22 protein-coding genes and 1 pseudogene are annotated in these 19,360 nt (G+C 35.8%); 13 read left to right on the top strand and 10 right to left on the bottom strand.

Annotation, left to right across the window (positions count from 1 at the left end; all coding sequences use genetic code 11):
- Positions 1-273: 273 nt before the first annotated feature.
- The 3 genes from BMZ31_RS09405 to BMZ31_RS09395 are packed head-to-tail and all read left to right on the top strand — an operon-like array spanning position 274 to position 1,494.
- Positions 274-756 carry a DUF2975 domain-containing protein gene (locus BMZ31_RS09405; RefSeq protein ID WP_090831492.1) on the top strand — a complete coding sequence of 161 codons (483 nt, stop codon included), beginning with the start codon at positions 274-276 and terminating at the stop codon, positions 754-756.
- 29 nt (positions 757-785) lie between these two features.
- Positions 786-1,265, top strand: a complete 480-nt coding sequence (locus BMZ31_RS09400) for a DUF2975 domain-containing protein (protein WP_090831491.1) — start codon at positions 786-788, stop codon at positions 1,263-1,265.
- A 10-nt stretch (positions 1,266-1,275) separates the two neighbouring features.
- A complete protein-coding gene (locus BMZ31_RS09395; RefSeq protein ID WP_004434885.1) occupies positions 1,276-1,494 on the top strand; it encodes a helix-turn-helix domain-containing protein in 219 nt (72 codons plus the stop codon).
- A 267-nt stretch (positions 1,495-1,761) separates the two neighbouring features.
- Here the strand turns inward: BMZ31_RS09395 and BMZ31_RS09390 are convergent.
- Both BMZ31_RS09390 and BMZ31_RS09385 read right to left on the bottom strand, forming a co-directional pair.
- Positions 1,762-2,259, bottom strand: a pseudogene (locus BMZ31_RS09390) (AAA family ATPase).
- Positions 2,260-2,777: 518 nt separating this feature from the next.
- Positions 2,778-3,233, bottom strand: a complete 456-nt coding sequence (locus tag BMZ31_RS09385; RefSeq protein ID WP_090831490.1) for an ASCH domain-containing protein — start codon at positions 3,231-3,233, stop codon at positions 2,778-2,780.
- Between the two features lie 392 nt (positions 3,234-3,625).
- Between BMZ31_RS09385 and BMZ31_RS09380 the strand changes: the two genes are divergently transcribed.
- Positions 3,626-3,889 (top strand): DUF3949 domain-containing protein, encoded by a 264-nt coding sequence (locus BMZ31_RS09380; RefSeq protein ID WP_090831489.1) that lies wholly within the window; start codon positions 3,626-3,628, stop codon positions 3,887-3,889.
- 77 nt (positions 3,890-3,966) lie between these two features.
- On the opposite strand, the gene BMZ31_RS09375 is transcribed toward BMZ31_RS09380, so the two are convergent.
- The 3 genes from BMZ31_RS09375 to BMZ31_RS09365 form a co-directional block, all read right to left on the bottom strand.
- A complete protein-coding gene (locus tag BMZ31_RS09375; protein ID WP_090831488.1) occupies positions 3,967-4,533 on the bottom strand; it encodes a competence protein ComK in 567 nt (188 codons plus the stop codon).
- Between the two features lie 112 nt (positions 4,534-4,645).
- Positions 4,646-5,629 carry a ParB N-terminal domain-containing protein gene (locus BMZ31_RS09370; RefSeq protein ID WP_090831487.1) on the bottom strand — a complete coding sequence of 328 codons (984 nt, stop codon included), beginning with the start codon at positions 5,627-5,629 and terminating at the stop codon, positions 4,646-4,648.
- Positions 5,630-7,110: 1,481 nt separating this feature from the next.
- Positions 7,111-7,311 (bottom strand): cold-shock protein, encoded by a 201-nt coding sequence (locus BMZ31_RS09365; RefSeq protein ID WP_066073248.1) that lies wholly within the window; start codon positions 7,309-7,311, stop codon positions 7,111-7,113.
- A 409-nt stretch (positions 7,312-7,720) separates the two neighbouring features.
- Here BMZ31_RS09365 and BMZ31_RS09360 point away from each other — a divergent pair, with 409 nt between their 5' ends.
- The gene (locus BMZ31_RS09360) at positions 7,721-8,107 is read left to right on the top strand and encodes a cyclic-phosphate processing receiver domain-containing protein (protein WP_090831486.1); all 387 of its coding nucleotides are present in this window, start codon (positions 7,721-7,723) and stop codon (positions 8,105-8,107) included.
- A 149-nt stretch (positions 8,108-8,256) separates the two neighbouring features.
- Positions 8,257-9,891 (top strand): sensor domain-containing diguanylate cyclase, encoded by a 1,635-nt coding sequence (locus BMZ31_RS09355; RefSeq protein WP_090831485.1) that lies wholly within the window; start codon positions 8,257-8,259, stop codon positions 9,889-9,891.
- Positions 9,892-9,934: 43 nt separating this feature from the next.
- Here the strand turns inward: BMZ31_RS09355 and BMZ31_RS09350 are convergent, their stop codons facing one another.
- The gene (locus BMZ31_RS09350) at positions 9,935-10,198 is read right to left on the bottom strand and encodes a hypothetical protein (RefSeq protein ID WP_090831484.1); all 264 of its coding nucleotides are present in this window, start codon (positions 10,196-10,198) and stop codon (positions 9,935-9,937) included.
- A gap of 187 nt (positions 10,199-10,385) precedes the next feature.
- Positions 10,386-10,754, bottom strand: a complete 369-nt coding sequence (locus tag BMZ31_RS09345; protein WP_090831483.1) for a TfoX/Sxy family protein — start codon at positions 10,752-10,754, stop codon at positions 10,386-10,388.
- Between the two features lie 119 nt (positions 10,755-10,873).
- Between BMZ31_RS09345 and BMZ31_RS09340 the strand changes: the two genes are divergently transcribed.
- The 6 genes from BMZ31_RS09340 (at position 10,874) to BMZ31_RS09315 (ending at position 15,916) form a co-directional block, all read left to right on the top strand.
- On the top strand, positions 10,874-11,200 hold the full coding sequence (locus BMZ31_RS09340) for an ArsR/SmtB family transcription factor (protein WP_090831482.1): 327 nt from the start codon (positions 10,874-10,876) through the stop codon (positions 11,198-11,200).
- Positions 11,181-11,636 (top strand): SRPBCC family protein, encoded by a 456-nt coding sequence (locus tag BMZ31_RS09335; RefSeq protein ID WP_090831481.1) that lies wholly within the window; start codon positions 11,181-11,183, stop codon positions 11,634-11,636. The genes BMZ31_RS09340 and BMZ31_RS09335 overlap by 20 nt, the downstream gene beginning before the upstream one ends.
- Before the next feature lie 40 nt (positions 11,637-11,676).
- Positions 11,677-12,066, top strand: coding sequence for an SRPBCC domain-containing protein (locus BMZ31_RS09330; RefSeq protein ID WP_090831480.1), 390 nt, complete (start codon positions 11,677-11,679; stop codon positions 12,064-12,066).
- 200 nt (positions 12,067-12,266) lie between these two features.
- Positions 12,267-13,730, top strand: coding sequence for a spore germination protein (locus BMZ31_RS09325; protein WP_090831479.1), 1,464 nt, complete (start codon positions 12,267-12,269; stop codon positions 13,728-13,730).
- Between the two features lie 16 nt (positions 13,731-13,746).
- The gene (locus BMZ31_RS09320; RefSeq protein WP_090831478.1) at positions 13,747-14,841 is read left to right on the top strand and encodes a GerAB/ArcD/ProY family transporter; all 1,095 of its coding nucleotides are present in this window, start codon (positions 13,747-13,749) and stop codon (positions 14,839-14,841) included.
- 1 nt (position 14,842) lies between these two features.
- Positions 14,843-15,916 carry a Ger(x)C family spore germination protein gene (locus BMZ31_RS09315; protein ID WP_139206603.1) on the top strand — a complete coding sequence of 358 codons (1,074 nt, stop codon included), beginning with the start codon at positions 14,843-14,845 and terminating at the stop codon, positions 15,914-15,916.
- Positions 15,917-16,029: 113 nt separating this feature from the next.
- Here the strand turns inward: BMZ31_RS09315 and BMZ31_RS09310 are convergent, their stop codons facing one another.
- Both BMZ31_RS09310 and BMZ31_RS09305 read right to left on the bottom strand, forming a co-directional pair.
- A complete protein-coding gene (locus BMZ31_RS09310; RefSeq protein ID WP_090831476.1) occupies positions 16,030-16,536 on the bottom strand; it encodes a GNAT family N-acetyltransferase in 507 nt (168 codons plus the stop codon).
- A gap of 122 nt (positions 16,537-16,658) precedes the next feature.
- Positions 16,659-17,387, bottom strand: coding sequence for a nucleotidyltransferase (locus tag BMZ31_RS09305; RefSeq protein WP_090831475.1), 729 nt, complete (start codon positions 17,385-17,387; stop codon positions 16,659-16,661).
- Between the two features lie 133 nt (positions 17,388-17,520).
- Here BMZ31_RS09305 and BMZ31_RS09300 point away from each other — a divergent pair, with 133 nt between their 5' ends.
- The gene (locus BMZ31_RS09300; protein ID WP_090831474.1) at positions 17,521-17,934 is read left to right on the top strand and encodes a VOC family protein; all 414 of its coding nucleotides are present in this window, start codon (positions 17,521-17,523) and stop codon (positions 17,932-17,934) included.
- A 741-nt stretch (positions 17,935-18,675) separates the two neighbouring features.
- Here BMZ31_RS09300 and BMZ31_RS09290 read toward each other — a convergent pair.
- Positions 18,676-19,215 (bottom strand): SMI1/KNR4 family protein, encoded by a 540-nt coding sequence (locus BMZ31_RS09290; RefSeq protein WP_090831472.1) that lies wholly within the window; start codon positions 19,213-19,215, stop codon positions 18,676-18,678.
- Positions 19,216-19,360 lie beyond the last annotated feature (145 nt).

Here is a 19,360-nt window from a genome sequence, read left to right as displayed (position 1 = left end):
GATGAAGGATATTATTTTTTTCAGTAGGTTCTGTTATCTTTCGTTGTTGATTTACTTTATAAAACTATTTGGAAGTTTCGTTGAACAAGTTGTAAATTTAACATTCTAAAGTAAGAGTATTTCTTTGTAATGAGAAATGCTTTTTATTTTCGTCAAAATTAAAAACATAATGCAATAACAACAATAATATAATAAAAAACAACATGAATTTATTGTAAAACGATAAATCATATGATAAAATCATGTTGTCATTAAATATGTGAGGTGTTTTAAATGAATGTAAAACCAGGTTCAACCACTTTCTTAAAGGTAATAATTTTTCTGATTGGAATTGCAGTGCTTGCAGTGTGTATATTTTTGTTGCCTGAAGCAGCCAGAAGAGATGCGATAGAGCGTCCAGGTGATTATTCGCTATATCCACTTTTGGTATGTGCATATGGAATATGTATTACGTTTTCTGTAGCGTTGTATCAAGTATTTAAACTTTTAACCTATATCGAAAAGAACAATGCTTTCTCTGAGTTATCTCTTCAATCTTTGAAGGTAATAAAAAAATGTGCTTTTACTGTCATTTTCTTCATTTTGTTAGCAATAGTTTATTTAAGGGTGCATGCTCAATTCACAGGTGATGATGCAGCAGGTCCAATATCTCTAGGTCTAATGGGGGTTTTAGCAACAAGCGTCGTCGTAGCTTTTGTGACCGTTCTTCAAAAACCTATAATGAATTTCTTGGATTCACAGCCAAAAAACAATTAACATTTTGAAATATACGAGAGGTGTTTTTTATGAAGATAGCAACCACATTATTTTTGAAGATAGCTGTTATTCTAATTGGAATTCCGGTTCTCGCTTTGTGCCTATTTCTGGTTCCTGAACTGGCAGATGCGGTAGCGGATTTCTTAGGGGTTCATTCCATAAAATATATCATTTTCATTCTTTTATATGGAGGGGCATTACCTTTTTACTTCGCCCTTTATCAAGCTTTTAAACTGTTAAGTTATATTGACAAGAACATTGCTTTCTCTGAATTGTCTGTTCGAGCTTTAATGAGAATCAAATACTGCGCCATTTCCATCTGTAGTTTGCATGTCTTAGGTTTGCCGCTCTATTATCTCGTGGCAGATAAAGACGATGCCCCAGGTCTCATATTTGTTGGAATGATCATTCCTTTTGCTTCGTTGGTTATCGCCGTTTTTGCTGCTGTTCTCCAAAGGATTTTGCAAGAAGCGATTAACATAAAATCAGAAAATGATTTGACGGTCTGAGGTGGAGGATATGGCAATTATTATTAATATTGATGTGATGTTAGCAAAACGAAAAATGAGCGTAACGGAGCTTTCGGAGAGGGTTGGAATTACGATGGCGAACCTTTCCATTCTGAAAAATGGCAAAGCAAAAGCGGTTCGTTTTTCAACATTAGAAGCGATATGTAAGACTTTGGATTGTCAGCCGGGTGATATTTTAGAGTACAAAAGTGACGAAGACACTCAATAAAAACAGACAACAAATTTCTTCAACCAACAGGATTAGGTAGTGAATTTAAGATGAAGGGATAGCGATTAAGCTATCCCTTCTCTGCGTTTATTGATGTTATTTAATAAAAGAATTCCATTGAGAGTTGCATTGATATTAGTGACAAAAAATGTGATGTGATTTGCAAGGTTTGAACCTCAAAAGGGAAACCGTTAGCCGCACTCATCCCATCATAGAGAACCTCCCAGAACAAAAGGTCTCTATACACACTAATCATTGAACTCCATGTTATTCTTTTCCGCTAAACTCTAAAATATCTAAACCTTCGGATGCCTCTGGTGCTTCAAAAAATTTAGTAACATGAATAAACACCGCTTCTGTGTCAAAAGCTGCTCTTTCGGGTTGTTCGTTGCGCCTTTGTGCAATTTGACGTAAGCATTGCTCGTTATTTAAATTAAGGAAAATTAGTTAATGGCTAGCATTGACCTCTGACGCCATATCCAAAAACCACTTTCGCAGTTTTTGAGTGTTAGCAGGAAAATCCATCACTACATCTGTACCGACACTTAATATGTTCTGGACATGCTTTTTCACCAACGGCTTGAGCTGCGCTGAGAATTTTAGATAGTCCTCAAATGATGCAATCTGATTGGGATAAAGAGATGAAAGCCATTCATCCTCAGACAACAGTACCGCATGTTTATCTATCGCCAATTGTTTTGATTTAGTTGATTTTCCAGCTCCCATTTTTCCACACAAAAAGTATAGCGTCCCCAATTGTTTCATATTTTTAAACCCCTCGCGCTTATTTTAGTTTAAACTTTTTACTTCGTTAGTTCCCGTAGACATTCTCCTCTTATTGATATTTAGACCTTAAGAATTATATCCAATTTACTTATTCTACCAATTTCATCTGTATTCCTTCTTTAATAAATCTGCCCGTTTCTTGAATAAAGACAGCAGATTTTTTATCTTAATATATATTCGATTTAACCTTCGTCTAATCCCTTTTCGCCAAAATTGGTAAGTCTTTTAACCAGTGAATTAACATACAAAAACACAGTGTGACAGAAATTATTATCATCTATCTAAAACCTATGCAATTGAGTGCTAATTCCAACATAAAAACCCAATAAACGTTGATATAACAACAAAAAGAAGCTAGCTCATTCATATGCGAATTAGCTAGCAATTTGCATTACTTTTTTCGGTTTTGTACTCCAAAAGAGAACTCATTGGCGCCATTTGGATCTTGTAGGTCTGGTAAGATTTTACCGGATTCATCAGTAGATCCCAAGCTTTTCTTACTTGTTTTTTACATCTACTAATTCGAAACGCTCACAAACCAACATCATATCTTCAGAGAATTTAAGTCCCAAATTACTTAACCCTTTAGCAAAGAATTTTTCGTGAGCTTCTTTCCAATATTGATAAGTTCTATCTCCTTCACCTTCTGCAATAGCGAATTCCTCTGGAACCTCATTCATCGGCATTATTTTAACATCCACTGTTTTAATAATCGCTAAAGGTTCATTTTTACTATTTAAGATAATGCTATAATCTTCAACGGAGGGCAGTGGCTCGTTTTCGATTTCATAAAAAATTAGTCCTGAACAAGTGGCTGATTTTACACCATCTATTACTAATTGAGCCAAATGATCTGGATCAGCTCCGAATTGCCACGCACTTACTGTTTTTGGTTTTTCTTGACTTTGAGACTTCCAAAATTCATCCCAATATATTTGTGATGATTCATTCATATATTTCTCTCCCTAAACAGAATAATAGGCAAACTACCTAAATTATATCAAACAAATCAAAATCCATCTCGGAAAAACCGGGCATCTGAGCAGGAGTTCGTTTCTTCCATCTCCTAATTAGAAGGTGAGCAAAAATTAATATATGTACGTCAGATAGTCAAAACATATCGAGCGAACTTTGGATTAAAGTTAGCGTAAATATAACTTTCCATTCACCTCTTGGATTCATTAAACGTCTTTCAAGCATGGACAATTTTCTTCTCATTTGTTGGATAAAGGCTTTTTCCTAGAAGATAAGCCACTAAGCCTCATAGATTAACAAATATAGTAAAATCACATAACATTTGGTATATTGAGATTAATCAACACTTCATAAACAAAGGGGATATACCATGTTAACTTATGTTTTTCTAGGAATCTTCGTCTTTTATGTCCTGCTTTCTCTTTTCATGTTACCCTTCTCCTACCGTCATTTGGTGGCACTAAAAGAAATGGAAGCGAAAAACAAGTTAAAAGGAAAAACACAAGGTGAAATGTATGATCGCATGAACGCCGGAGAATTGATGCTTCATGAAAATGCGCAGGGCAATCCCATTTTCCTGCTGACCAATATTCTTGCCTCCATTATGTATCGGGTAAAACATCCAAAAAACTAATATGAGATAGTGGGGCAAAACAATTGTCTACTTTTTTGCCCAAAAAAAGAGTGACCGCCAAAGTCACTCTCTTGAACCTATTCTTCATTTTTCCCAATTCCAGCAAATTTGTAGGTCCCATCCTTTTTCTTCGTAATCTTCTTATTACTTTTCTGATCCACATAAAAAGTAATTCCATTCTCACTTCTCTCTGATATCGTTCTGCATAGATCAGCTGCTTGATTCTTTTTCGCGATAAAAGATGAATAGCGACAGTCCACAATCATGGAGTGTCCAAAGTTGAAATAGACTTTTGTTTTTCTACCGAACGGTTCGACTTTGACGATATGATTGTACATGAACCAGATAGCGTCATGGTTATCCCGTCCGGACTTCACTGTAAACATGCATAGCCCTTTTTGAAGACTAACTATAATCGGACATTTATATGAATGTGATAGAATGTCTTTAGAAAAACTCGATGCCGCGTGGAAATTGGATCCATAATAGATAATGGATTCTTTTATAATATTCATTGGCGATTTATGGATTAGAAAGTTTTCGCTTCCAACGACGACACGGGAACAAAGGTTACCATGGTAGTCTAATTCCCCTCCTAATAAAACGGTCATTTCATCAATTAGATATTTTTTTGATAAATCCATGCTTTTCTCTCCTTGTCATCTATATGATTTCGTTCCAATAGAGAGTATACTTATGATAGGTTGGTATACTCCGACCGAAGCGCCTCTGGATTGTGTCGGCCAAGACTTTCTTCTAGAGGCTTTCTTTATTTCCCCTTTCATCATCGCATCCGATTAGATTAAGCAAATTTAGTTGTTTATCCATCCTACTAACTTCTGCTTCCATTGCTTCAAAAAGTTCCCACACCTGAAATCTTGTCTCCATTTTTTCAAGACCTCCCATTCTCTCCTGAAGGATTTGTTCACGTTCTGCACAGGAAGCGTTTTCATACTTGTGATTCACAAATTGCGCTATAGCTACTATATTCGTGAAATGATCACATAAACTGCTTAATGTAGTATTCCTAGCACACATTTCATTTAGAGTATTCTTCCAATAGTGGATTAGTTGGACGTATTCCTCACGGCGGAGACATGGTTTAAAACTGGCATTTTTATCACCTTGAATAAGCTTTCCGGTTACGAATATGTTCACAATCTTTTTTAGTTGCGACAATGACATCGCTTTCTTTGTACCTTCATTCCCTCCTTCTGCATCCACCTTGAATAAGTAGTTAGAAATCCAATTGATGTAGGTATCCTTACTTAGCAAAATTTTATTTGATCTTGTCATTTTCTTTTTATGCAAGTCAATGTAAAGCTGAGATTGCTCTTTTTCTGAAAGGCCTTCGTAGATCTGGATTGGAATTCTGCAATTTTGCATCAGATAATAAATATTCCAACCAATTTTTGCTCTTCCTTTTCTTTCACTAAGGATCGATTTTTCCATGATTTCAGCCAAATGCTGAAACGCTTTGAGACGATGAGACCCATCGATGATGGAAATTTTCCCGTCTACCCAATGCTCTAAATTTCCACTTTCCAAATTTGCAACCATGGGTGAAAAAAATAGTTGCTGTTTTTCCGCATTCATAAATAAGGAATGTGTAATTGCTTTGACACGTGAGGGTGTGACCTGTTTGGTAATCACCCGTCCTTCTCTGACACAGTCTGTTAGTTCCTGTATGGTTACGCAAAATAAAGTCTTTCTTTTTTGATGCTGAAGATGTATGGCCATGTGTGGGTGGTCCTCCTAATCGATTGGCACGCCAAACTCTAGGACAGTTAGTCGTTGGTGGTGGGCGTAATAGTAGTGACACTAATCACGAAGATGAAATCATGCTGCTTAACATGTTTTTCTTTTAGAAGATCTTTAGTGGTTTGTCATTGTGGTATTTACATAGTTTGTTATATGCGTAGGATCTCTTTACCTCCTTTTCAAACGTGACTTTTTTCCTACGAATTATTATAGTCACATAATGGTAATTGAAGTAAAGTTATTTTTATATAGTAATTTTAAGTCAGAAAATTAGGAGATTTTTTGGGTATTATACTACGTTGACAAGATTGAATAATTTCGTATAATAGATGCTTTTCTCGATTTTTCACCATTTTCGTAAGCTTAAAAGCTAGCATTTCACCTTTTTCTCTTAAAAAGTTTTGTAAAAAGCGATTTTAATCACATAACATTTTGTAAAAATAAAAATTTCACGTTTTCGCAACAATTAGTTTCCCAATTACTCGTTACATCTAATATTTTATTTTCATCTCTGTATGATCTGTAAAAATAAAATAAACCTTCTCGATGAAGGTTTATCATTCATTTCAGCTAGATTATTTAAAATATTTATCTTCTTGATATGTATCAAATTTCTCGGCCCAAAGGTGTTCTCATTGCATATTCAAATTCGCTTTTTATCTTAAACAAGCATAGAGTATAGATGGGAAGGAATTTAATTTTTGTCGCTAACTATAAGGTGTAACCATTTGGTGGTAGAAGTCGAGGAGTTACGTATTTTTATCAGGCAGTTAGAATATTTAATGAATGAGTACCTTGCATGCAAGGAAAACAGCATAAAACGATTAATAATCGACGATATTTACCTTATTAGTAGAACGATCTCTGAAAATTAAAAGAAAGGTTGTTTGGAGACATGTTAAATTCCTTCCCTAATTTAGAAGAATTCTCTCCTTTTTACAAAGGTACTAAAAAAGATTAGCCATTGCTCTAATACTGTGCTATACTAAAATTACCATTAACTTTACTTGTACCATTACCCTGCTTGTTCGCGCTAGCAGGGTTTTTTTGTTTTCGGATTTTTAGGTAAGTAGTTTTCCTTTTATTTGTAAAAGTGTCTCACCAATATATAAAACAAGTAAGCGCTATCTCAGCATTTTGGCCCCTGTTTATGATGAAATTAACCTTATTTGACTTATGATGGCATATGAAATTTAAGACATTACGAAAAATAGTCAAATTTCGAAGATGAGCGGAGTATAAAAAGTGATATGTAATGTCTTTTTTCACCCTTTAATTAAGAATGGAGGTTATCGGAGAACTTCTATTTGTGTAACTGTATGGTTCATTTGTGTAACTGTACACTTTATTTGTGTAATTTAACGTTTTATTTGTGTAAAACCAGGTTTCTTTTGTGAATGCCTCTTTCAGACAAAAAAACAGACCCACGAATGAGTCTGTTTTATATATGTTGGCTAAAATTAAGCTTTACGCACGTTAGTAGCTTGTGGTCCACGTTGACCTTGTTCTACTTCAAAAGTAACTTCTTGACCTTCGTCTAAAGATTTGAAACCTTCGCTTTGGATAGCTGAGAAGTGAACGAATACGTCGTCTCCTGCTTCACGTTCGATGAATCCAAAACCTTTTTCTGCGTTAAACCATTTTACTTTACCTTGTTCCATTTGTGTTTCCTCCTCGTGTGCTTTTGCACACATTGTGTTACTATCCTTGCTCAAATCTTCAAGACAGAAAGTTGAATCACTAACCAATCCTTCACGAACAAACAAAAATAATTCTTACTTAGAATAACATACATTGTTTAATAGTGCAACATAAGTTCCAGAAAGGATTAGAAACAAAGGAAATTCAGTATGACATTCGTTCATCTCCTTCCATTATAGGTTAAATATTATCAACAGATTCTTTTTCCTTCTTTATAGAGTACCCATGGACAGCTTAAAAGTTGGGAAATAATAGCATTGTTGGAATTTGAAACTATGACGCTCAAAATTGTGTTAAGCTTTTAGAGTAACAAATAAAGGGCATTTCGACTTTTCTTAGTCACTCCCTAATGATGTGGGAGGATAAACAATGAAGAAAATATCTGTTTTCCTAGATGACTATCGAATTGCTCCAGATGGATACGTTTTAGCAGAAACGATTGACGAGTGTTTGGAGCTATTGCATAAGTTTGAAATTGAACATCTTTCTTTAGACCATGATTTGGTAGATCGTTATAGAAACGGATTCATGCTGGTACAAAGGATGATCAGAGATAAATTATTCGCAGACCGCATAACCATTCACTCTGCTAATGCAGTAGGTGGAAAAGCCATGTATAAATCCTTGCTGCAAGCCCAAAAAGACTCTCTTATTCCCTCAACAACCATTATATCCCTTAGGCCCCTGCCCCTTGATTCTATTCCCATTTCCATGATTGATCATTATCTCAAAACAAAAATCCTAGCCAGATCATAAATTATGTATGGACAACTCCTTCATTTTGAAGAGTTGTCCTTTTCTATGATTATTAAAAGTGCTTTTTCTTTCCTGCTTGCTCTTATATAATAGATTTAGAAATTTCGACAAATACAGACAAAGAAATTGTCGATCAGGGAGAAAGAGTTATGACTATTAGTTTACGTTCCTATTTTGCATTCATTTTTTCAGCTTTTATCATTATTTTTACGGCTGTCATCAGTATCGTCATTAGTAAAGAATCCGGCCAAAACTCAGAAGAGCAGATAAGCGCTTCACTTAACGAGAAAGCGAATCAGCTTGCCGATCAATTAGATTATTTTATGTGGTCAAGATATGGAGAAATCACCGTTTTAAGTCATTTAGATACGATACAAAATCCTCAAGATATTGAAGAAGTAAGTGACTTGGTGAATGAACTAAAAGCCAACATCCCTTCTTATTCATGGCTTGGCTATACAGATACAAGAGGAATGGTCCGGGCCTCAACCGACAACATCCTTTTGGGGGCAGATATATCAGAGCGTCCAGTTTTTAAGAATGCTACTGACAAAACTTTTATCGGCGATGTGCATGATGCGGTTTTGTTGGCCAAGTTGTTGCCGAATCCAAGTGGTGAACCGCTGCAATTCGTTGACATCAGTTCCCCTATCTATAATGAAGAAGGCAATTTCCAGGGTGTACTTGCCGCTCACTTTAGCTGGGAATGGGCGAACGAAGTAAAGAAATCTATCATAAAACCTATCCAACAAAAAGAAGAACAACTCGATGTTTTCATTGTGAGCAAAAAAGATAACACGGTGATTTTAGGTCCAAAAGACATGGTTGGAAAGCCGCTCCACATGGAATCCGTTATGAAAGCACAACAAGGAAAGAGTCACTGGAAGTTAGAGAAATGGCCTGACGGCAAGCATTATTTAACCGGATATGCTTTGGCTGACGGTTTTTTAAACTATCCCGGTCTTGAATGGTCTGTCCTTATCAGACAACCTGAAGATATCGCCTTTAAGAGCGTGAAAGATTTGAGAAACAAAGTGATCTTAATCGGATTTCTCTTTGCCTTCCTTTTCGCTATAATAGGATGGTTTTTAGCAAGAATGATTTCTAATCCACTGAAGCAATTGGCTTTAACAGCTGAAAAATTAAGAAACGGTGAAAGAGTCGAAGTTCCCATAAAAGAAGGAATTACCGACATCAAAATCCTTTCTACTTCGTTAAGTGAGCTCATTTCCACTTTGACTCAAACAGAATCTGATCTTGATAAAATGGAATCCTTGGCTCAACTAGATAAGTTAACTGGACTGCCTAATCGCTTATCACTCGAAGAATATCTGAAAAAGAAGAAAGCTGAATTTGATGAAAATCAAAATCCGTACGCAATTTTATACATAGACCTTGATGGATTTAAAAGTGTAAATGACACGTTTGGTCATCATCATGGCGATGTTTTGTTACAAGCTGTTGCGAACCGTCTAAAGCGATGCATTCGCAGCCACGAATTTGTATTTCGGTTGGGTGGAGACGAGTTTGTTATTTTACTAGAAACTTTTTCGGAACCTACTCAAGAAAATATTAAACTCGTAGCAAACCGTATCATTGCCGCCTTAAATGAACCTTTTCATATTGAAGGCAGTATGGTGAACATCGGCTGTAGTATTGGGTGTGCCTTGTGGCCAACAGATGATATCGAGCTTTATCAGGTGGTGCGATATGCCGATCAAGCTTTATATGTATCAAAAGAAAACGGCAAGAATCAGCTGACTTTTTACAAAAATACTTTATAGCACACAAAAAACATTGGGCAGTCATGTCCAATGTTTTTTTATTTTATCTATTCTTCTTTCTTTTTCGAAAGTACAGAATGGCAAGTATCGGAGGTAATACATAAATGACGATGATCATTCCACAAAGCCAAGCAACCGAATATATAAATCCTGCTGTACTACAATCTTCAATTCCACAAAGTGTCCTTCTAAAGCCTTGTTCTGAAGCCTCCGCAACAAATCCCAAGATTCCAAAAAGTGCGAAGCCGATCGCATAAAAGAGCCAAACTAATATAAGAAAAATAACAAGGAATTTTTTCCCCAACATGTTATTCACCTCTTGTTTAATATTCCCATATAAATCGATGAAATACGAAGTGCACGTTCAAACAAGCTTTCGTTATTAAGATAATAATGAAACCGCATAAGATTATCCGATTTAATAATAATAAGCGAAGATAATTTCTTATCCTTCGCTTATTTAATATTCAATTTTCATAGCAACCATAAAGGATTTATGCTTTGCTTTTTTTCTTCTTGGGCACTTTTACTGGCAGTGTCTCCACCCAAGATAATGACTTATTCAACCACTCTTTGACAAGATCGGGATGGTTTCTCCATTGTTCAGGAAGTACTACATACTCCTTCATTTTCCTTCCAGGCATGGGAGAAAATTCTACTGCCCCATCTTCTTCTAATAATAGAAGACGGTCATTTTCTGGAAGTCTTACAAAAATTTGATTTCCAAATAATCCAGCGAACATATTTCCATTCATAAAACTTGCGAGATTACCGAACATTGGCTTCACTGTAACGCGAGGTTCAACCGGTATAACCGAAGCAAAAAATTCTTTCGATTCATCATTAGGACGTGGCATCGTCATAAATACTTCCCCTTTCATTCCTACAACAACAATATTTTTTCACTGATAAAAACTGATATATATTTTGATGTACATAAACTTAAGTTGACACTTAATTAAGTGAACGCTACAATAATAACATGATTGAAAAAGTGTTACAAGCCATAACAGTACCTAGACGGAGAGAAATACTATCCCTCGTTCGTGATGGAGAGCTTACCTCCACCGCTATCGCATCTCATTTTGAGATTTCAGCGCCTGCAGTATCCCAGCACCTCAAGGTTCTAGAAGAATCAGGACTTGTCGTGGTTCGGAAAGAAGGAACAAAACGGTATTATCGCATTAGGAGGGAAGGTTTTTCCGATTTGAAACAGTACATTGACCGTTTTTGGGATGATAGTTTGCTGCTCTTGAAAGAAGCTGCCGAAGAGGAAGAAAGGAAAAAGAATGAATTCAAATCCGAGTGAAAAAATTGTAAAGGAAATTTATATTGAGGCTCAGCCAGAGACATTGTTTGCATTTTTTGTCGATCCTGAAAAAATGGTTCGTTGGATGGGGAGACAGATTCTCCTAGAACCAAAAATTGGAGGGAAATACCGAATTGATGTTAACGGTTCTGACATTGCCATGGGTGAGTATCTCGAAATGGTTCCCAACGAAAAAATCGTTATGACATGGGGTTGGGAAAAATCTAAACTTGTCCCACCTGGTTCAAGTACAGTAGAATTTTCACTTACTCCGAAAGACAATGGAACCTTATTAACATTGACACACTACGACCTACCTGTTGAAGAAATAGCTTCTCACCAACAAGGTTGGACTCATTACACAATAAGATTACAAACTTTAGCAGAAGGACGAGATCCTGGTGTGGATCCATGGTCTGTCAAAGCGATGCATTAATTTTCGAAAAAAATTCAAACCGAAAAATGGAGGATTAATCATGACAAATACAATTCATCAAGAAGTTGTTATCCCTGCAAGCCCATCTAAAGTCTATCAAGCACTCACTGATTCCGAGCAGTTCAGTACAGTTACAGGCGGTGCCCCAACCGAGATTAGTAAAGAAGAAGGCGGAATGTTTTCTTGCTTCGGAGGAATGATCTTAGGTCGTCATATCGAGCTAGTTCCTAATCAAAGAATTGTGCAAGCTTGGCGTGTTGCCAATTGGGAACCTGGTGTGTTTTCAATAGCAAAATTTGAACTTAAAGAGCAAGGCTCTGATACCCTAATCATTTTTGACCATATTGGTTTCCCAGAAGAACAAGGTGATCATCTTTCTGTCGGTTGGGGAGATAACTACTGGAAACCTTTGGAGAAATTCTTGGGTTAATTTTATTACAAAAACTACTTACTTATAAAACTCTCCTTCCAAGGGGAGTTTTTTCTAATTAGAGTGCCGGATTACTTCCTCTTGTCACGTCGCGATAATTTGATTTTAATAAACATAATTTCCCCTTTCATAAAACTTCATTACCATGAATACTTTCCCTGTTTTTACACATAATGTGAAAAACGTTATTGAGGTAATCTATGCGAGCTAATTCTACTCCCGAAAATCACTGGTTGAAAGAGTTATTGAAGTCAAATGATTTTGTAGATGATCCTACATCACTGGAAAAGAATGAACCCTTTTGGATTTCTTATTATCGGACTCTTATCAATGTAGAAACCTTACATAGAGACTTATTACCCTATCTACATAATGAGTTTACGTTAATACAGTTAAGAAGCGAAATACCGATTCAAGGAATTGTATTAACGAAGGATCCGAAAGAAATACACGAGAAAATACTAAAGGGCCATGTGGCTGTTCGAAGGCAGGAATTAGACGTAGAATGTTTGCTCGTCGATATTGCAAACAACCAATTTAGGACCGTTGGGCTCCCTACCATGGAATCTACCGCGTTGGGTCCTCAAGTGGGATTTATTGAAGAATTAGACATGAATGTAAATTTAATTAGGAAACGGCTTCCTGTACCTGAACTTCTTACAAAAGAGTTGACCGTTGGAGATTTGTCCAAAACAAAGGTAGCCATTTTGTACATGGATGGAATCGCAGACAAGGAAATCGTGAACACAACCATCCAAAGAATTCAAAATATCCGGTATGATCATATCTCTGATAGTTCCTATATTACATCGATGATAGATGACAATCCGAATACGCTCTTTTCGCAGTCCATTGTTACGGAAAGGAGCGACAGAGTAGTTGCAGGATTAACAGAAGGCAAAATTGTTATTGTTGTCGATGGTTCACCCAATGTCATCATCCTTCCTATCACATTAATTGAATCACTCAATGCCATTGAAGATTATAGCTATCCATGGATCATAGGGAGTTTTTATCGAATATTGAGATTTTTGTCATTCTTTATTGCTGTATTAATCACTCCTTTGTATGTCGCAATTCTTACTTATCACTATGAATTGATACCAAGAAAACTACTAGAAACTCTTGTATCATCAACAGCTGCGGTACCTTTCCCTCCATTTTTTGAAGTCTTATTTTTAGAATTAATCATTGAGTTAGTTAAAGAAGCGGGTACTCGACTTCCAGTCAAAGTAGCTCAAACACTAGGAATCATTGGCGGAATTGTCATTGGACAGGCAGTTGTTGAAGCAGCATTAACAAGTAACGTCTTACTCATCTTAGTTGGTCTTAGTACCCTTTCATCATTTGCAACACCGATATATAAAGTCGGAAATACACTTAGATTTATAAAATTCCCTATGATTGTCTTGGCGCAGTTTATGGGATTATTAGGAATTAGTATAGGTTGCATATTTGCTGCTACTCATATGTTGAGAATTTCATCTTTTGGAACTCCCTTTATTGGTCTTTATCCTTTGCGGAAAACGGCTTTCCAGGATTTATGGATTCGACTTCCATTTTCAAAGCAAACTGATAATCCCATTAACTTAAGACCAGAAAGAAAAAAGAAATCTACTAGCATTCCTAAACATCCAAAACGCAAAACGGATTTTAGTGAATAATTAAGGAGGGCATTCTATGCAAGTCGACATACGTTACCAGGTTTCTCCTTATATATTATTTTTTATCATCTATAGTTCCCAAGTCGGTGTAGGAATACTGGGATTTCAGAGAAGCATTGCAAAAGAAGCCGGATATGATGCTTGGATTAGTGTGCTTTTAGCTGGCTGTGTTGCTCAGGTTTTAATATGGATTATGTACAAGTTGGTTAGTAAAGCAAATGGAGATATCGTTGCGATTCAAAAAAATATTTTCGGTAAATATTTGGGCGGATTCATTAATGTTCTATTCATGATTTATTATGGACTAGCTAGCATATCGGTTTTAAGGTCCTATATTGAAATTGTCCAAGTATGGATGTTTCCAACCCTGCCAACATGGTGTTTAGCTATCATTATCATGACTCTAAGTTATTATATCATTTCAGGTGGCTTTCGAATTGTTGCAGGAATATGCTTTATTTCTGTTATTCTTCCAATCGTTACATTAGTAAGTTTGAATTACTTTCCACTAAGATATGCTCATATTGATAATTTACTGCCAATCATGAATCATTCACTTTCGGATATCCTAAATGGAATAAAAGCTTCCATTTATACTATTGCTGGATTTGAGATTTTGCTTATGGTGTATCCATTTATCAACAAAAGGAAATCTCCTCAGAAATTTGCGCATTTAGCAATCCTAGCTACGACATTACTATATACATTGTCCGCAATTATTGCCTTCTTGTTTTATAGCGAAAAGCAATTAAGTGTTACGATTTGGCCAGAGTTTTCAATGACAAAGGTGATTCATTTTTCTTTCTTGGAAAGATTTGAATATATTTATATATCATTTTACATGCTTACCATCACTTCTCTCATTTCTTTATTACTTTGGGCATCGAGCAGAGGTTTCAAGTTAATTTTTCGGACAAAACAGAAGTATCCTCTTCTCATCCTTTGTTTGATAGATGTCGTTTTCTGCCAACTTCTTTCGGATCGAAGCCTCATTATCAAATATTTAAATTTGGTCAGTCAAATAAATTTTTGGATGTTTTATGTTTATATTCCTTTACTATTTATTCTTTATTTAATTTTGAAAAGAGGTCAAGTTAATAGTGAAATTTAGAATGTCCTTAACATTTTTTTTAGTTACTTTACTAACGGGATGTAGTTTCCTTCCCTCATTTGTCGTAAATGAACTCAATTTCATTCAAGGTTATGGTTATGATTTGACAGAAAAAGATAATCTTGAAGGGACCTATGTTTATCCTGTATTTAAGGGAGGAAAAGAACCTCCGAAGTTTGAAACGATTACTGGTCATGGGGATACTAGTAAAGAAGTTCGCCAGGAAACAAATGGTAAAGTTCGATTTCCACTCGTTAGTGGACAAATACGTCTCTTATTATTTGGCAAATCCCTTGCTGCAAAAGGAATCTTTCCTGTAGTAGATACCATTAATCGAGATCCCGCTATTGGTACTCTTAGCAAAATGGCAATTGTAGATGGAAAAACCAAGGACCTCCTTCTACTGAAAACACAACAAAATGAAAATATGGCATTATATATCCAAGATTTACTCGAACAAAATATGACGAATGGCAATATACCACACACTGATTTCAATACATTTATGTACCAATATTCCAAAGAAGGACTGGATCCCTACTTACCTATTTTAAAAAAGGAAGGTGACGATCTCATTATTTCCAGCATTGCCCTACTCAAGGACGATAAAATTAAGACTGAAATACCAAAACATTATCATTTTATCTTCAAAAACTTAGTTGAAAAGGGTAACCATGGTATGCAACAATTCACAATGAAAAACGATGATAAAGTTGTGATCGAAATCATCCATTCAAAGCCCAAATATAGGGTACAAATTCACAATGGAAAACCAACCTTTAACATTCAGTTGAAAATCAAGGCTCGACTTCAGCAGTATTCATCTACTAAACCTTCCCCATTCCCAAAGATAATAAATAAAATTACTAAACAGATTGAAGGACAACTTGAAAAGCAAGGGAGAACCATCATAAATAAATTTAAGATAAATGACGTGGATCCGCTAGGATTAGGTTCAAAATACAAAGCACAAGATAGGAAATTCCGGTTAAAGACATGGAAAGAAGATTATCCAAATGCAAAAGTCAACTTGAAAGTTGATGTGAAATTGGTTCAAACAGGGATCCTTGACTAACAGAACAGTTGTACACAAAAAAGCAATCCATTCCCAAAATGGGAATGGATGCTTTTTTAGATTTGATATGAAGTCGCCCGTTATTTTCGTCTTTCGAATTTGAGGAAGGCCTATTATAGCTCTTTATAATAGAAAACTGTAGAGTGGAGTTCCCCATCTGCTGATTTTGCATAATGAGGAATCCGCCCAGCTTCAATGTAATTAAATGACTGATAAAGATTGTTTGAAGGGTCACCTTCCCGTGTATCCAACACGATTAGCGAAATATTTTCACTCTTTGCGCGTTTTTCAGCATTTTCCATCAGTATTTTCCCGATTCCCATTCGTCTGAAATCGGGAGAAGTCATCAATTTAGCGATTTCTGCTCTATGTTTGCCGTTCTCCTTCGAACTCATGTGGAGTTGAATACTTCCGGCAAGCTCATCATTAACGGTTGCAATGAATAAAATCACTTCAGGTTTTAAAACAGAATCCCAATATTGATTGGCTTCTGTCAGGTCCAGTGGTGGCAAGAAGCCGACTGAAGCTCCATCTTCTACAACCTTGATTAATAGTTCAGAAAGCTTTTCACGGTAATCATTTGTGGACTTTAATTCAATAATCTTCAAATTCTCTTTCATTTCTTCACCTCATTGTTTATTTCACTGTGTAATAAGTTCAATGACATTCATTGGACTTAAGATTAGATAGACTCCTAGAAGAGTAATGATAATCATACCTATAAAGCTAAGATTTATTTTCTTCAGTTAGGCTCACCCTTCCCAATTGAAAATCCTTCAAATAGACGACCTCCGTGTGGTTCAAGGACTGCCTCTACTAGTTTCACGACGAGTTCTATTTCCCCATGTTTATAAAATGTATCGAATGCATGAAAGTACTCTTCAGCAAATGGTTGATCAAATTCCCTTAATGATCGCATCATCCATTTTGAAGCCCCGATCCAATGCCCATTCGTTCTTAACACAAATTCATGTACAAGATCTGCCAGCGTATTCGCAATGAAAATGCTTTCGGCACGGTTATTCGATCCTATCAAATCATCCAAGGCATCGGTGATGAAATAACGTTTGATACGAATCGTTTCTTCTGACCATTTTGCAGGACCTTCTGCTAAAATTTCATCGGCTTCCTTTTTGATGTCATCAATGATTTTATGACCCTTCAAGATGATTCCTTCCGAAACCATTCGGAGCATAGATGGTCGTGCTCTTTCATAATCGGTCTTACATATTTGCTTATAAGATTGAAAGTTATGGGCAAAAATCTCTATTGGCCAACCGAAAGCCATCAATGATTCACGGTATGAATCAGCTAGAATATCGTCAAATATGATGATATCTAGGTCAGATGTTTCGGTCTCCTCTCCCCTTACAACACTCCCCGACAATAAAGCCGCCTGACATTGTGGAAAGTGTTTTGTAACAAACATTTGAGCTGCCTCTTTAGCTGGAGCTTTTTCAAACTCTTTCATTTTTGTTTCCTCCAAAAATAATCCTTTTTTTGTAATTCGCTATGAAACCATGAATTCCTTTTTCTTTGGCAAAGACTTCCCTACTCGAATATCCATCGACGGTAGGTTAAAATGATTAACGAGGTGACACAGAATGAATAAGTTATTAGACCACATTGGAATTGCAGTTCGTGATATCGAGAGCAGCATTCGCTTTTATGAAAGTGTTATGAACGGGAAACTTATTGACCGCTATGTTAGTGAAGCAAAAGGAGTTGAAAGTGAGGTCGCCATAATCGATATAAATGGTGAAAGGACTGAGCTATTGGCACCGACAAACAACACCACGTCCCCAATTGCACGCTTCTTGAAACAAAAAGGTAAAGGAGTTCATCACGTTGCTTATCGTGTAGATGATCTGGAAGCAGCCATTGCTGAGTTGCATGAGCAAGGTATTCGTACACTTGAAGACACACTCCGTATCAACAAACACGGTAGACGTCTTATCTATTTGAATCCAGCAGACACAGAGGGTACGATTATTGAGTTTTGTGATTATCCTAGTTAATAAAACAAAAGCCGGATCAATGGAAAGCAATTATAAACATGTATAAAAGCAGTGATGTGAGACCCACTGCTTTTAGCATGATTTAGGAGAGATAAAACCAAACAGTGGCCGATCTGTAGCGAATAAGTGCTTTAGCTACGAAATCGAAGATCAATTAGCAAAAGCATATGAGAAATTTTTCTTCATCTGGGGTATGAATAACAAATCCCCTTCGTAATACCTGTGAAATGTTCCTCATCTGGTTTAGAAGAACATTTCCTGAATTACCCTTTTGGGTTCTTTAACAAAAAGAACATTATCCTTTTCGGACAATGCTCCATTGGTGGAAACATGAATCTATAGTTTGTTACCTGTTTTATGAAAAATAAGAAGCCTAATTAACTCACCTAAAATATAACCTGACATTGTTACAATGAAAATTGTTAAAAAAGTAATTGGAATTTTTTCTATTAGAATAATTACCCAGCCAAAATACATTACTAATAGTTCCAGCAAGTTATCCCGAATTCTTTTAAAGATCATCCCATTTCTCCCTCTCCAAAATCCAATCATATAATTAGGCTCTTTTCGCAAACATTTCATTTAGGATAGTATTTTTAGAAAAAAAGACGCACTTAGCTCAGTAAGTGTTGTTGCTTTATGAAAAGCAACATTAAATACGAAAAAGCCAATATCTATACCTATTCAATTCAGAGAGATAAATTCTTGTTGTTCTAATCACTCTTAATACAAAAAATGCCCTTATTCATATTCTACAACCTTGGAATACCATTCCCAATACAAATGACCTTCAGAAATAATCATTCTTTCTAGCCAAGTTTTTAAATCACAACTAAAATCAATTGTTTCAATACCAATCAAAAGCACATTCTCTTTATCTGAATGATTAAATTTTGAATGATCAATTAAGATAGGCCCAATATCTGTTACATAGCCGATAGGATAGCAATTCTGCTTATAATAGGTGCTGTGATAGTAATAAAGCATCTTATCATATTCATGGATCATTTCTTCTAAGGAATATAGACAAAATGCATTACCATATTCATAGGTGAAGAATTCGGCACCATTATGTAGTAACAAAAATTCTTTATAATTTGTTGGCAGATTCAACCCGTTTTCCATAATAAGGTTTTCTAATTTTTCAATTGCAATTGGGTTTTTGAACACAAAACCCTTCTTGGGATAAATTCCAAATCTACATTGTACATGTAATAAACTATTTTCATCTAATCGCGTTTTCAATGTTTCTAAGATATTAGCAATTGAGAACTCCTTCAATCATATACACCTCTTCATTGAAATGGACATCTAATAGTGGTGGTAGTTAAAAGAAAATCGTTCGCAAATATGAAACTGTACTAATCTATTACTTCAACAAAAATTGACATTACTCCTTCTTGGACAATGTCCTTCACTAGAAGGT

Origin of the sequence: Bacillus sp. cl95 (assembly GCF_900115925.1) — a bacterium.
Classification (GTDB): Bacteria; Bacillota; Bacilli; order Bacillales; family Cytobacillaceae; genus Neobacillus_A.
This window is presented reverse-complemented; position numbering and strand designations above follow the sequence as displayed.